14 protein-coding genes are annotated in these 13,586 nt (G+C 67.9%); 7 read left to right on the forward strand and 7 right to left on the reverse strand.

Annotation, left to right across the window (positions count from 1 at the left end):
• From GO592_RS18100 to GO592_RS18120, 5 genes are read right to left on the reverse strand one after another with little or no spacing between them, the layout of a single operon-like run.
• Nucleotides 1-1,335, reverse strand: coding sequence for a sensor histidine kinase (locus tag GO592_RS18100; RefSeq protein ID WP_005264680.1), 1,335 nt, complete (start codon nt 1,333-1,335; stop codon nt 1-3).
• 8 nt (nt 1,336-1,343) lie between these two features.
• Nucleotides 1,344-2,024, reverse strand: coding sequence for a response regulator transcription factor (locus tag GO592_RS18105; protein WP_025432276.1), 681 nt, complete (start codon nt 2,022-2,024; stop codon nt 1,344-1,346).
• Nucleotides 2,025-2,063: 39 nt separating this feature from the next.
• Nucleotides 2,064-2,621, reverse strand: coding sequence for a PH domain-containing protein (locus tag GO592_RS18110; RefSeq protein WP_005264682.1), 558 nt, complete (start codon nt 2,619-2,621; stop codon nt 2,064-2,066).
• 15 nt (nt 2,622-2,636) lie between these two features.
• Nucleotides 2,637-3,194: an HdeD family acid-resistance protein gene (locus tag GO592_RS18115; protein WP_005264683.1), complete on the reverse strand. Its 558-nt coding sequence runs from the start codon at nt 3,192-3,194 to the stop codon at nt 2,637-2,639.
• Nucleotides 3,195-3,210: 16 nt separating this feature from the next.
• Nucleotides 3,211-4,059, reverse strand: a complete 849-nt coding sequence (locus GO592_RS18120) for a biotin--[acetyl-CoA-carboxylase] ligase (RefSeq protein WP_202714905.1) — start codon at nt 4,057-4,059, stop codon at nt 3,211-3,213.
• A 116-nt stretch (nt 4,060-4,175) separates the two neighbouring features.
• On the opposite strand from GO592_RS18120, the gene GO592_RS18125 reads away from it, so the two are divergent.
• From GO592_RS18125 to GO592_RS18135, 3 genes are read left to right on the forward strand one after another with little or no spacing between them, the layout of a single operon-like run.
• Nucleotides 4,176-5,816: an acyl-CoA carboxylase subunit beta gene (locus GO592_RS18125; RefSeq protein ID WP_172650460.1), complete on the forward strand. Its 1,641-nt coding sequence runs from the start codon at nt 4,176-4,178 to the stop codon at nt 5,814-5,816.
• On the forward strand, nt 5,813-6,175 hold the full coding sequence (locus tag GO592_RS18130) for an acyl-CoA carboxylase subunit epsilon (RefSeq protein WP_054248581.1): 363 nt from the start codon (nt 5,813-5,815) through the stop codon (nt 6,173-6,175). The genes GO592_RS18125 and GO592_RS18130 overlap by 4 nt, the downstream gene beginning before the upstream one ends.
• 10 nt (nt 6,176-6,185) lie before the next feature.
• Nucleotides 6,186-6,830, forward strand: a complete 645-nt coding sequence (locus GO592_RS18135; RefSeq protein WP_005265287.1) for a Maf family protein — start codon at nt 6,186-6,188, stop codon at nt 6,828-6,830.
• On the opposite strand, the gene GO592_RS18140 is transcribed toward GO592_RS18135, so the two are convergent.
• Complete coding sequence (locus tag GO592_RS18140; RefSeq protein WP_144286146.1) at nt 6,813-8,531, reverse strand: MFS transporter; 1,719 nt, start codon at nt 8,529-8,531, stop codon at nt 6,813-6,815. The genes GO592_RS18135 and GO592_RS18140 overlap by 18 nt on opposite strands.
• Nucleotides 8,532-8,780: 249 nt before the next feature.
• Here GO592_RS18140 and GO592_RS18145 point away from each other — a divergent pair, with 249 nt between their 5' ends.
• Together GO592_RS18145 and GO592_RS18150 are read left to right on the forward strand one after the other, a co-directional pair.
• Nucleotides 8,781-10,298, forward strand: coding sequence for a condensation domain-containing protein (locus GO592_RS18145; RefSeq protein WP_202714906.1), 1,518 nt, complete (start codon nt 8,781-8,783; stop codon nt 10,296-10,298).
• Nucleotides 10,298-11,740 (forward strand): condensation domain-containing protein, encoded by a 1,443-nt coding sequence (locus GO592_RS18150; RefSeq protein WP_172650457.1) that lies wholly within the window; start codon nt 10,298-10,300, stop codon nt 11,738-11,740. The genes GO592_RS18145 and GO592_RS18150 overlap by 1 nt, the downstream gene beginning before the upstream one ends.
• On the opposite strand, the gene GO592_RS18155 is transcribed toward GO592_RS18150, so the two are convergent.
• Nucleotides 11,707-12,117 (reverse strand): group III truncated hemoglobin, encoded by a 411-nt coding sequence (locus GO592_RS18155; RefSeq protein ID WP_172650456.1) that lies wholly within the window; start codon nt 12,115-12,117, stop codon nt 11,707-11,709. The genes GO592_RS18150 and GO592_RS18155 overlap by 34 nt on opposite strands.
• A gap of 147 nt (nt 12,118-12,264) precedes the next feature.
• On the opposite strand from GO592_RS18155, the gene GO592_RS18160 reads away from it, so the two are divergent.
• On the forward strand, nt 12,265-13,164 hold the full coding sequence (locus GO592_RS18160) for a sulfurtransferase (RefSeq protein WP_005239980.1): 900 nt from the start codon (nt 12,265-12,267) through the stop codon (nt 13,162-13,164).
• Nucleotides 13,161-13,577 (forward strand): SufE family protein, encoded by a 417-nt coding sequence (locus tag GO592_RS18165; protein WP_005239978.1) that lies wholly within the window; start codon nt 13,161-13,163, stop codon nt 13,575-13,577. The genes GO592_RS18160 and GO592_RS18165 overlap by 4 nt, the downstream gene beginning before the upstream one ends.
• Nucleotides 13,578-13,586 lie beyond the last annotated feature (9 nt).

Raw genomic sequence — 13,586 nt, forward strand, 5'->3', positions numbered from 1 at the left:
TCAGCGCGGTTCCCGGATCCCGGTGACCCGCGTCGGCACGTGTTCGCGCGCGAGGGGAACGAAGATCGCGAACAGGGCCGGGCGGCGACGCTGCAGTTCCAGCCGGCCGCCGTCCGCCTCGATGAGTGCACGGGCCAGCGCCAGGCCCACACCGGTCGAACCGGCCCCCGAGAACCCGCGGTCGAAGATGTGTGGCGCGAGGTCGTTGCTGACCCCGACCCCCTCGTCCGACACCTCGACGCACACCATCGTCTCGCGGGGCGACGTCTCCTCGCCGGGCGTCCTGAGATTCTGACCCTGGATCAGGCGCACCGCGACGGTGCACGTCCCCGCCCCGTGCATGAGCGCGTTGTCGACGAGCACCGCGACGGCCTCGCGGAGCCGGGAACCGGTGGTCGACGCCATCACGTTCGTGTCTCCCCGCAGTACCAGCTCGCGGTCCGCGTCTTCGAACGGCCGTTTCCAGTCCGCGATGACCACGCTGAGCTCCCGGATCACCGACACGTGGGTCTCGGTGCCGTTGCTGCGTGACGAGCGGACCAGTTCGTCGATCGCGACGGTCAGACGGTCCACCTGCGCCATCGCCTCGTCGGCCTCGACCACGACCGCGGGATCCGAGTGCACGGACAGCTCGTCGAGCCGGAGACGGACAGCTGTGAGGCGGCTGCGGAGCTGATGGGAGACGTCCGCGACGAGCGCGTGTTCGCGCTGCAGCCGGCCCGCGATCTCGACGGTCGCGGAGTCCAGGACGTCGGAGACACGGTCGAGTTCGGGGATGCCGTGACGTCGCACGTCGGGCCGGAAGTCACCCTCCGCGAGCCGGGCCGCCCGGTTGGCGACGTCCCGCAGCGGATCGGCGAGCCGCTTCGCCGTGACGTAGGCGACCACGGTGCCTGCGGCGATGGACACGAGCACCAGCAGCGCGACGGCACCGACCGCCTGTCGTTGCTGGGTGCGCATCTCGTCGGACGGCACCTCGAGGCGGAGCGAACCGGACGTGCCCATGGCGAGAGATTCCACGAGAGGCGACGGCACGGACGATTCGCCGATGTCCACCCGCGCGGCGCCGTCGTCGGTGGTCGGATAGACCACCACCAGGCGGCCCCCGGCGGGCGTCAGCAGACGCAGCGAGTTCGTGTCGAGATCGCCCTCGACGACGCCGTTGATGCCCTCCTGGGTAATGATCTCCGTCGCCATCCGATCGAGCCGGACCTGAAGATCACTCCGATTGAAATCTTCGACCCACAACCACGCCGTGTAGATGAGCGGCACACCGAGCAGCAGCGCTGTCAGGATCACGACTGCGAGGATCGACTGGAGAATTCTGCGGCGCACTACCCCGCCTAGTCGGTGTTGATGCGGAAACCGACGCCGCGAACCGTCGCGATGCGACGCTCGGCGGCGGGGCCCTCGTCACCGATCTTCCGGCGAAGCCACGACATGTGCATGTCGAGTGTCTTCGAGCCGCGCAGTTCCACGTCGCCCCACACCTCCGCGAGGATGGTGTCGCGGGACACCACCTGCCCCGCGTGTTCGAGCAGCACCCGGAGAAGCTCGTACTCCTTGTTGGCGAGGGCGATCTCGGTTCCGTTCACGAGCACCCGCCGGGCCGCCGGTTCGAGCCGGATGCCACCGACCTCGACGACGGAATCCTCGCCGCCGCCGCGACGGCGCAGCAGGGCGCGCACCCGCGCCATCAGTTCCGCCAACCGGAACGGCTTGCCCACGTAGTCGTCGGCGCCCGCGTCGAGCCCGACGACGAAGTCGACCTCGTCGGTGCGCGCAGTGAGCATGAGCACCGCCAGTTCCGAACTGTGGGCGCGCACTTGCCTGCAGACCTCGAGTCCGTCCATCCCGGGGAGCCCGAGGTCCAGGATCAACAGGTCGTACGCTCCGTCGAGCGCCTGCTCCAGCGCTGCCGGGCCGGTCTGCTCGATGGTGACGTCGTATCCCTCCCGGCCCAGTGCCCGCGACAGCGGGGCGGCGATGGCTTCGTCATCTTCGGCAAGCAATACAGCAGTCACCTCCACAGCGTACGGAGGTGCGCAGACGGCTGTGACCGGTTACCAGCCTTTGCCGGTGTCGGCGTCGCCGCGCGGGTCGTCTCGCTCCCGTTCGCGGTGGAGATCCATCGCGTCGAATACCTGGTGATAGAGCAGCGAGTGGACGCGCTGGACGTCGGGGATGTCGTCGAATTCCAGTGGATCGTCGGAGGACGACACGATGACCAGCGTTCCGGTGCGGAGCATCCGGTCCAGGAGGCCGTGCCGGAACTGGACGTTGCTGATGCGCCCCATCGGAATGTCGATCCCGGTGTGCGTCATCACACCCTGGCGGATGAGGACTCGACGATCGGTGACGATGAAGTGGGTGAACTTCCAGCTGAGAAACGGCGCGACACAGCGCCATACGACGAGGCCCAGCCACACCGCGAGGACGACGACGAGCACGATGTTCAGCGCGGAGCCGTCCAGTTTGTTCTCGGCGAAACCCGCCGCGAAACCCGCCACGGCCGTTGCCAGCAGAAAGGTGACGGCGGGGAGCAGCAGCATCTTCCAGTGTGGATGACGGTGAAGCAGCAGTTCCTCGTCCTCGGCGAGGGCGTCCTCCGGATATCCCATGCGAAGAGTGTGCCTCTACCGCATGCGGCTGAGCACTATCGGGGTGATGACGATGATGATGCCGTACAGCACCATCCACACTCCGACCACGATCACGAACACCTCGAGCGACAGCTCGGGCTGCAGGAGCACGAAGCCCCCGGCGACGACGCTGATCACGCCGAGCACGATGGTCAGCCCGCGATCCGCGACCGAACCCGAGGCGCCTTCCACGATTTCGAGGACACCCCGGAACACCCACCACGCACCGACGACCAGCGCGATGATCACGACGGTCTGGAGGGGGCTCCTCAGCACGAGGAACGCCAGAAGTATTGCCAGGGCGCCGGATACGCCCACGAGGGTCCGTGCGGCTCCCCCGGCCTCGACGTCGGCGAACGCCCGGATGATCTGGACGATCCCGAAGCCGAAGAACTGGATGGCGATCAGGACGGCCAGCACCGTGAGCGTCACGTGCGGCCAGACGAGCACCGCGATGCCGAGACCCAGCGTGAGCAGACCGAGCACCACTGTGAGACCGGTCAACGTGCGCCGGGCGGCGGTGACGGAGGACTCCGGAATCGAGGTACTCATGTACCACAGTGTGGCACTACTCGGTGCGCACCGGGCGTAAATGTGTGATGTCACCTGCGGCGACGGCGATCGTGCCGGGCTGGCCGTCGGGGGCGATCACGACTCGGCCCTCCGCGTCGACGTCTGTCGCGATGCCGATCAGTTCACGCCCGCCGGGTAGTTCGGCGCGCACTCGCTGGCCGAGCGTGCCGCAGCTGGCACGGTAGGCCTCGGCGAGTTCCGTGACGTCCCAGTCGGAGTCGTGCCATTGCTGCCAGCGATCGGCGATGGCGCGCAGCACCGCCCGCACCAGGGTGTCGCGGTCGCTGACCTCGGCGCCCTCGAGGACGAGCGACGTCGCATGCTCGACGGGCAGCTCGTCTCTCGTGAGGCTCACGTTGAGACCGATCCCGACGACCACCGCCGGATCCGGTGCCGTGGCGGACACCTCGGCGAGGATGCCGGCGACCTTGCGGCCGTCGATGAGCACATCGTTGGGCCACTTGAGTTCCGCGGGAACCTTGGCGGCGGCGCGGAGCGCGTCGACGACGGCCACACCGGTCAGCAGCGGCAGCCACCCCATGTCCTGGACGCTCATCCCCGGCATCGTCAGCAACACGGAGACCGCGATCTGCGCCTGCGGCGGACTCACCCAGGCGCGGGAGTGGCGGCCCCGGCCGCTGCCCTGGAATTCGGCGAGCAGCACGTGCCGGTCGCAGGTCGACGCCGCGGCCCGCGCGAGAAGATCGGCGTTGGTGGACCCGGTCTCCTGCACCACGTCGAGCCGCGCCCAGAACCTGCGGGTGTCGCTGTCGTCGTCACCGCGGACGAGCGCCGCCCGCAGATTGTCGGCGTTGAGAGGAGGTCGGTTCAGGTCGGTCCACATCACCACAGCCTAGGACGAGCAGGAAAAGGTACTGGTCAGTAGCCGGGTCCGGGCAACCCGCCGCCTGACCACCTCCCTTGGCAGAAGCTCGCCGGCTCTCGTTAAGCTGACCTGTCATGACCACTGTTCAGGAGCCGAGCGCGGCGGAGTCGGCGAGTACGCCCGATATTCACACGACGGCGGGAAAGCTCGCCGACCTGCGTAATCGTCAGGCCGAGGCGCAGCACCCGAGCGGTGAAGCCGCGGTCGAGAAGGTCCACGCCAAGGGCAAGCTCACCGCCCGCGAACGCATCACCGCCCTGCTCGACGACGGCAGCTTCGTCGAACTCGACGCCCTCGCCCGGCACCGCTCGGTGAACTTCGGCCTCGCCGACAACCGCCCCGTCGGCGACGGCGTCGTCACCGGCTACGGCACCGTCGACGGCCGCGACGTCTGCGTGTTCTCCCAGGACGCCACCGTCTTCGGCGGCTCCCTCGGCGAAATCTACGGCGAAAAAATCGTCAAGGTCATGGACCTCGCCCTCAAAACCGGGCGCCCCCTGATCGGCATCAACGAAGGCGCCGGCGCCCGCATCCAGGAAGGCGTCGTCTCCCTCGGCCTCTACGGCGAAATCTTCCACCGCAACGTCCAGGCCTCCGGCGTCATCCCGCAGATCTCCCTGATCATGGGCCCCGCCGCCGGCGGCCACGTCTACTCCCCCGCCCTGACCGACTTCGTCGTCATGGTCGACCAGACCTCCCAGATGTTCGTCACCGGCCCCGACGTCATCAAAACCGTCACCGGCGAAGACGTCACCATGGAAGACCTGGGCGGGGCGCACACCCACATGGTCAAATCCGGCGTCGCCCACTACGTCGCCTCCGGCGAACAAGACGCCCTCGACTACGTCAAGGACCTGCTGTCCTACCTGCCCAGCAACAACCAGGCCGCGGCCCCCCGGATGCTGCCCACCGACCCGATCACCGGATCCATCGACGACTCCCTCACCGCCGAGGACCTCGAACTCGACACCCTCATCCCGGACTCGGCGAACCAGCCCTACGACATGCACGAAGTCATCCGCCGCATCCTCGACGACGACGAATTCCTCGAGGTCCAGGCCGAACGCGCCGGCAACATCGTCGTCGGCTTCGGCCGCGTCGACGGCCGCTCCGTCGGGATCGTCGCGAACCAGCCCACCGTGTTCGCCGGCTGCCTCGACATCGACGCCTCCGAAAAAGCCGCCCGCTTCGTGCGCACCTGCGACGCGTTCAACGTCCCCATCATCACCCTCGTCGACGTCCCCGGCTTCCTGCCCGGCACCGACCAGGAATACAACGGCATCATCCGCCGCGGCGCGAAACTCCTCTACGCCTACGGGGAGGCCACCGTCGGGAAGATCACCGTCATCACCCGCAAGGCCTACGGCGGCGCCTACGACGTGATGGGCTCCAAGCACATGGGCGCCGACGTCAACCTGGCCTGGCCCACCGCCCAGATCGCCGTCATGGGCGCCTCCGGCGCCGTCGGCTTCGTCTACCGCAAACGCCTCCTCGAAGCCGCCAAGAACGGCGACGACGTCGACGCGCTGCGCCTGAAACTGCAACAGGAATACGAGGACACCCTCGTCAACCCGTACGTCGCCGCCGAACGCGGCTACGTCGACGCCGTCATCCCCCCGTCCCACACCCGCGGACAGATCGTGGCCGCCCTGCGCCTGCTCGAACGCAAAATGGTCACCCTCCCGCCCAAGAAGCATGGGAACATCCCCCTATGACCGCTATCACCGAGGACGACGTGCGCACCGAGACCGGTTCCGACGCGACGTCGTCAGTCAACGGTTCCGCAGCGGACACCACGCTCGCCGAGGGTGCGGCCACCGACCTGCCGGGTGACACGGACGGCGCAGCCGCCGATGCGGCCCGTGAGCCTTTCCTGAAGGTGGTCAAGGGCTCACCGTCCGACGAGGAGATCGCGGCGCTCGTCGCGGTGCTGTCCGCGGTCGCCGCCGCAGGCAGCGGTGATCCGGATGCGCACCTCCCACCCGAGTCCTGGGGTGCTCCCACGCGGATGCACCGGAGCGTCGCCCCGTTCTCGCCGTACGCGTTCCCGAACGTGTCGGAGTACCGGCGTTGATCAGGATCCGGTGACGTCCTTCGTTCTCGCCTCGGCTTCCCCGGCGCGGCTGGCTGTCCTGCGCAGCGCCGGGGTGGAGCCGGTCGTGCGAGTCTCCGGAGTCGACGAGGACGCCGTCATCGCAGCACTCGGTGCCGACGCCGCCCCCGAGCACGTCGTCACCGAACTGGCCCGAGCCAAGGCCAACGACGTCCTCCCCGTTCTCGCACGGGACGGGATCTCGGACGCCGTCGTCGTCGGATGCGACTCCATGCTGCTGATCGACGGGTCCCTGCAGGGCAAACCCGGAACCGTCGACGTCGCCCGCGCGCGGTGGTCGGCGATGGCCGGCCGTAGCGCGACCCTGCTCACCGGGCACAGCGTCCTGCGGATCGCGGAGGGTGCGGTGGTGAGTGACGCACACGATCACAGCGCCACCGTCGTCCATTTCGGGAGCCCGCCGGACGCCGATCTGGAGGCCTACCTCGCGACCGGGGAGCCGCTGCAGGTCGCGGGCGCGTTCACCCTGGACAGCCTCGGGGGTTGGTTCGTGGACCGCATCGAGGGCGATCCGTCCAGCGTGATCGGGATCGGCCTGCCGCTCGTCCGGAGGTTGCTCGCGGAGGTCGGGGTCGGCGTCGCCGAGTTGTGGGCGTCGTCAGGCCGCGTCGGCTGACCGTTCGTCGACCTGCTGGTTCCGGCGCGGGAGCGTCAGCGACGCCACACCGATAGCCGCCGCCACCGCCGCAATGATCCAGAGGATGCGGCGTTCTGCCTGGAGAAACGCCTCGCCCGCTGCATTACGGGTCGATTCCCGTGCGGCCACCACCGCGGAGTCGGCGATCTGCTGCTGAGCGGCGCCGAGCGCCGCACCGCCGGACGCCGGCGAACGGCATTCGTCGGGCACCTTCATCGGGGACGTGGACCCGAGTTGCTCCGTCGCGCACCGTACGAACGTCTCCTCGGCACGCGGGATCAGCGCCGACGGCACCCCGGCCTCGGCGAGCTGCGCGGTCAGCGCAGGCCGCTCGGCCTGAACCGCGTCCGCCGATTGCGTCGCGACGAGGTTGAAGAACACGACACCGATCACCGCGAGCCCGATCGAACTACCCACCTGCTGCACGGTCGGGAGCAGCCCCGACACCGACCCCGCGTTCTGCGGTTGCACGGTCGCGAGGATCGCCGTCTGGAGCGGCGCCACGAACAGTCCGAGTCCGGCTCCCCCGATGAACAGTGGCCCGGCCAGCGCCGACCACCGCGGATCGGTGCCCTCGTGCTGCAGTTGCGCCGCCAGCACGACGAGGGAGCCGGCGAAGAGCAGCATCCCGAGAGGCAGGACGAGGTTGCCGATGCGCCGGTACACGGCAGCGGAGGCCAGCGCGGCGAGACCGGTCCCCAATGCCCACGGCAGCGTCATCACCCCGGCCCTGAGCGGGGAGAACCCGAACCCGAACTGCAGGGTGAGGGAGATGGTGAAGATCAGCGACGTGAGCGTCCCGAAGAACACGAACGCGATGGCCGCGCCGAGCGAGAACGCGCGGTCGGTGAACAACTCGAGGCGCAGCACCGGGTCGCCGCCGCGGCGCCCCAGCCGCCACTCGTAGACGACGAACGCGATCAGGACCGGCACCGAACACAGCAGCATCACCACGAGCGAGGTCGGCCAGCCGCGTTCGCGGCCCTCCGCGAGCGGAAAGATCAGGAGGAACAGCCCGGCCGCCGACAGCACAGCGCCGCCCACGTCGAGTCGGCGGATGCCGTCGGGCTTCGCGTCGACGAGATAGAAGTAGCCGAGGACCAGGGCCGCGAGCCCGATCGGGAGGTTGACGAAGAAGATCAGCCGCCAACCCCAGTCGAAGAGATCCCACTGGATGAGAAGTCCGCCGACGAGCGGACCGCAGATGGTGGCGAGCCCGATGGTCGCGCCGTAGATGCCGAACACCCGCGGATGCGAGCGTTTCGGAAAGAGTCCCGAGATGATCGCGAACGTCTGAGCCGACATCGACCCCGCCGCGAGACCCTGCAACGCCCGCGACACCACGAGAGCGGTCGGCGACTGGGCCAGTCCGCAGAGCAGTGAGGCAACGATGAAGACGGCCAGCGCGGTGAGGAAGACCCGTCGTCGGCCGAGGAGATCCCCCAGTCGTGCCGCTGTGATCAGCGAACATGCGAATGACAGCGTGTAGACGCTCACCATCAGCAGCTGCGCCGACACCGAAGCACCCAGATCGACCGCGATGCTCGGGAGCGCGACGTTGACGATGGTCGCGTCCAGGAGTTGCATGAACACGGCGGCGAGGCTGGTGGCCAGTCCCAGCCACGGGACCCACCGACCGAGTTCGCCTCGATAAAGTGCGTCACGCTGCGTCACAGGCATCCGGACAGGCTAGCGGCTCGAAGCTCACAGAACGCTGTGAGGTCGTTCAGCGGTTGCTGCATGCTACGCGAGGAACTTGCAGCGTAGAACCCTTTTGCCCGACACTTGACTAGACCGGGACCGACCTGTAATCACTCTCATACTTCTTTACCTCTCGCGGTAAGGCACTCGGTGCCGCATCCTGTTGCGAGAAGTCCGTGCCACACCCGACCGAACTCGCAACCGATTCGACACACCAGGAGCCGCTCGATGGACTTGAACTTGATCACCCACTGGAAGCCAGAGCCTGGGCGGGTCGTCGAGTGGAAAGTCACGGACGCGAGTGCACGTGCGGCTGTCGAAGCGCCGGTGGATCCGGCGCTGCCGACCACCATGCAGGAGCGGCACCTGCGGCGGGCCCGGTTGGCGGCGAACAACGGCGAGACGCAGTCCCCCTGGATCGGCATCGCCTTCGACTTCCCGGGCAGGCTCGACCGCGCCGCGATGACCCGCACTCTCGAGCGCTACATCCTGCGGCACGACACCCTGCACAGCTGGTTCTCGTTCGAGAACGCGGATGCCGACCCCACGGACACCGCGAACGCGGTACAGCGGCACGTCGTGCCCGCCGACTCCATCGCCCTGATCGCACACGAGGGCGAGACCCTCACCACCCCTGAACAGGTCCGCGACCACGTCGCCGCGCGCTTCGCGAACGACACGAGCGCGCTGGCCTGGCCTGCTTTCGTGTTCGGCGTCGTGGAACATCACGACGCCGGCGCTCCCGGGCCCGAGGACAGCTTCACCCTGTTCCACGCCGTCGATCACGCGCACACCGACATGCAGTCGATGATTCTCACGTTCGCCGAGACGCGGATCATCTATCAGGCCGAACTCGACGGCGTGGAGCCCGAACTACCCGATCCGGGGAGCTACGTGGAGTACAGCCGCCGGGAGCGGGAGAAAGCGGTGACACTGACCCTCGCCTCCCCCGAGGTGCACGGCTGGATCGGTCACCTCACCCGCAACGGCGGCACCTTCCCGAGCTTCCCGCTCGACCTCGGGGCGTCCGACGAACCGAAGCCGGCCATCGGCAGCCGATTCGACCTCGCCGACGCTGACGAGTGCGAGCAGTTCGGCGCCGTGTGCAAGGCCCACGGTTCCAACTTCATCGGCGGCGTGTTCGCGGCTCTCGCGATCACCGAACACGAACTGGTCGGGCGCGACCGCTACATGGCGCTGTCCCCCCTCACCACCCGCAACGACCCGCAGTTCTACTGGTCCCAGGGGTGGTTCATCAATCTCATTCCGGTCGGGTTCGCCCTCGAGGACGCCACGACGTTCACGGGACTGGCCCAGCGCGCGCAGGACGCCTACCGGTCCGGCAAGGCGCTCGGCGAGGTGTCCGTGCAGCAAGTGATCGACACCGTGCTCGCTCAGGCCGGCCCCGAGGCGATGTCGCAACACGCCACCACGCTCGCACCGCCTCCGATCGTGTCGTACATCGACGGCCGGCGGTTGCCGCAGACCGAGAGCTTCGTGTCGACCCGGGCGACCGGCATCGTGGGTGGCAAGGACACTCAGATCGCGTCGATCTGGGTCAACCGCATGCTCGAGGGCACGTGGATGGCCGTCTCGCACCCCGACACCGACGAGGCCCACCGGTCTGTGATCGCATATGCGGAACGGTTGTCGAACATCATGAAAACCGTTGCCCGCGAGGGCGATTATACGGTGACATCGTTCGCGCCGACAGCGGACTCCGCGACTGCCGCAGGGGTGGAGTAGTGCACGTCACGTCGATCGACCGGTACATGCTCGAACCCGGCCTGGTGACGGAATGGTCCGTCGCGCCGGGCAAGGTCTCCCCGTCCGCGGTGCCGCCTTCGTACAACCAGCAATTCCATCTCGACACCGCCCGCACCCACGGCGTCGGCCGAAGCGTCTGGATGGCAGCAGCTTTCGACCTTCCCGGGCGACTCGACCGGGATGCTCTCACGCAGGCGCTGGTGCACTTCATCCGGCGTCACGACACGCTGCAAACCGGCTTCGACGTGAGCCCGGATGCGATGGCGCGCGTGGATCTCGACCCCGAAGACATCACCGTCGTCGCGTCCGAGTCCTCGGCGACGACGTCACCGCACGAACTCCGCGACCACCTGCGGTACCGGTTCACCGAGGCGTGCGACCCGCTGACGTTCCCCGCGTACCTGTTCGCCACCATCGAGCGCGACTCGCACTACACCGTGGTCAGTGCGTTCGATCACACTCTCGTCGACGGATACTCGCTCGTCATCGCGTTGGGCGAACTCCGGCAGATCTATCAGCGACTCATCGGACTCGGCGGCACGGCCGCGCTCACCGAAGCGGACCTGACGAAAGAACTCGGCGATCCCGGGAGCTTCCTGCGGTACTGCGAACTCGAGGCCGAGACGCCCGTCACCGAGATCGGCGACCCCCGGGTGCGCGAATGGGCACGCTTCTACGAACGCTGCGGCGGCACCGCGCCCAGTTTCCCGCTCGATCTGGGTGTCGAGGCGGGCAGGCCCGCACCACAGGGAGCGGACGTGCGCCCCCTTCTCGGCGCCGCCGACACCGAGCGGTTCGAGGAAATCTGCCTGGACTCGGGGGGAAGCCTGTTCTCCGGGGCGCTCACCGCGATGGGCATGGCAGTGCACTCGATCAACGGCATTTCCCGGATGCCGTTGCAGTTTCCGCTGCATATTCGCCAGGACCCGCAGTGGGCCAATGCGATCGGGTGGCTCACGACGAGTGCGCCGCTGACGGTCGAACTGACACCCGACTGCGACTTCCAGTCCTCCCTGGCGCACACCCACGCCTCGTTCCGCACGGCTCTCACGCTCAAGGGCGTGACGATGGCCCAGGTGCGGGAGGCGCTCGGTGACGGATACCGCCGCACCCGCACGGATGTGTTCATGGTCTCGTACATCGACTACCGCAAACTGCCCGGCACCGACGATCACGACGAGCTGAACGCCCACCACATCAGCAACGTGACGGTCGCGGACGACGCGCAATTCTGGATCTCCCGCACCCAGCGCGGTCTCGCGCTGCGGTCGCGGTTCCCCGAGACGCCGACGGCACGCCGCGCGGTCACCGAGTTCCTGGTGCGGCTGCGCGAAATCATGCACGACATCTGCGAGAACGGCGTCACTCCCATCGCGGAGCTGACCAGTCAGCTGAACCTGGAAGGCACTCCGGTCGTCTGACCGCCGGAGGGCTCGAACAGTCGTCGCCGTATAGCGTCGGCGAACTTGACTGCCTCGACCTTGGCCCGCCCCGCGACGTCGCCGGCGAACAACTCGTCGACGCTGGACGTCCACAGTTCGACCCAGCGGTCGAAGTGCCGGTCGGTGAATCCGTGCCGGCCGTGCAGCGCCCGGTGCACGGCGAACGCGCTGCCTCGGTAGACGCCTGTGCGCAGCAGGACCGTCTCCCAGAAGTCGCACATGACGGGCAGGTGGTCGTCCAGGCCGATCACCGCGAGCGTCTCGAAGGCCGGTTCGAGGACCGGATCGGCGAATGTCCGGCCGTAGAAGTGCCGGAGCAGCAGTTCCAGGTCGGCGCGCGTCGAGATGTCGGGCATGAGGCCTCCGTTCGGGTGCGAATCTACGCGCCTGGGCGGGCTCCCTCGCCATCCACGGCCGGTAAGTGTGAACGCCGGTCGGAAGAACTTCCGGCGTCCGCCTAGAATTGACGCCGTCCCCGTCGCATCTGCCCCAGGAGCCCACCCGTGCCCGTAGCGCCAGATCCCACCCAGTCCTTCGCCGAGTACGCCAACCCCGGTCGGCTCGTGTCGACGGAGTGGCTGTCCGCGAATCTGGGCACACCCGGCCTCAAGGTCGTGGAGTCGGACGAGGACGTGCTCCTCTACGACGTCGGCCACATCCCCGGAGCCGTCAAGGTCGACTGGCACCTCGATCTCAACGATCCGGTGACCCGTGACTACATCAACGGCGAGCAGTTCGCCGACCTGATGAGCCGCAAGGGCATCAGCCGCGACGACACCGTCGTGATCTACGGCGACAAGAGCAACTGGTGGGCGGCGTACGCCCTCTGGGTGTTCACGCTGTTCGGACACGAGGACGTCCGTCTCCTCGACGGCGGCCGCGACGCGTGGATCGCCGAGAACCGGGACACTGCGTTCGACGTCCCCGAGACCTCCCCCACCGACTACCCGGTGGTCGAGCGCAACGACGCCCCGATCCGCGCGTTCAAGGACGACGTGCTCGATCACCTCGGCAAGGGGCCGCTGATCGACGTGCGTTCGCCCCAGGAGTACACCGGCGAACGCACCCACATGCCCGACTACCCCGAAGAGGGGGCGCTGCGCGGCGGCCACATCCCGAGCGCGCTGAGCATTCCGTGGGCCAAGGCCGCAGCCCCCGACAGCCGGTTCCGCTCACGCGGTGAACTGAACGAGATCTACGGCGGTGTGTCCGCCGACGACGACATCGTGGCGTACTGCCGCATCGGGGAGCGTTCCAGCCACACCTGGTTCGTCCTCACCCACCTGCTCGGTTACCCCACCGTCCGCAACTACGACGGTTCGTGGACGGAGTGGGGCAACATGGTTCGCGTTCCGATCGTCAGGGGTGAAGAGCCGGGCGACGTTCCCGGCGCATCGTCATGACCGAACTACCCGATTCGCTTGCCGAGATCGTCGACGACTTCGCTGCCGTCGACGGCTCGGACAAGCTGCAGTTGCTGCTGGAGTTCAGCCGCGAACTGGCGCCTCTGCCTGCCGAACTCGAGCAGGACGCCATGGAACCGGTGCCCGAGTGCCAGTCTCCGTTGTTCCTGTCGGTCGACGACTCCGATCCCGACCACGTGCGGCTGCATTTCAGCGCGCCCGCGGAAGCGCCGACGACGCGGGGTTTCGCGTCGATCCTGCACCAGGGCCTGGACGGGCACAGTGCTGCCACCATCCTCGGCATTCCGGACGATTTCTATTCCGCGCTCGGGCTCGCCGACGCCGTCAGTCCCCTGCGGCTGCGCGGCATGTCCGCGATGCTCGCGCGAATCAAGCGGCATCTTCGCGGCTAGGCAGGGTCT

The organism is Rhodococcus sp. 21391 (genome assembly GCF_016772255.1).
GTDB classification, from domain to species: Bacteria; Actinomycetota; Actinomycetes; order Mycobacteriales; family Mycobacteriaceae; genus Rhodococcus_F; species Rhodococcus_F opacus.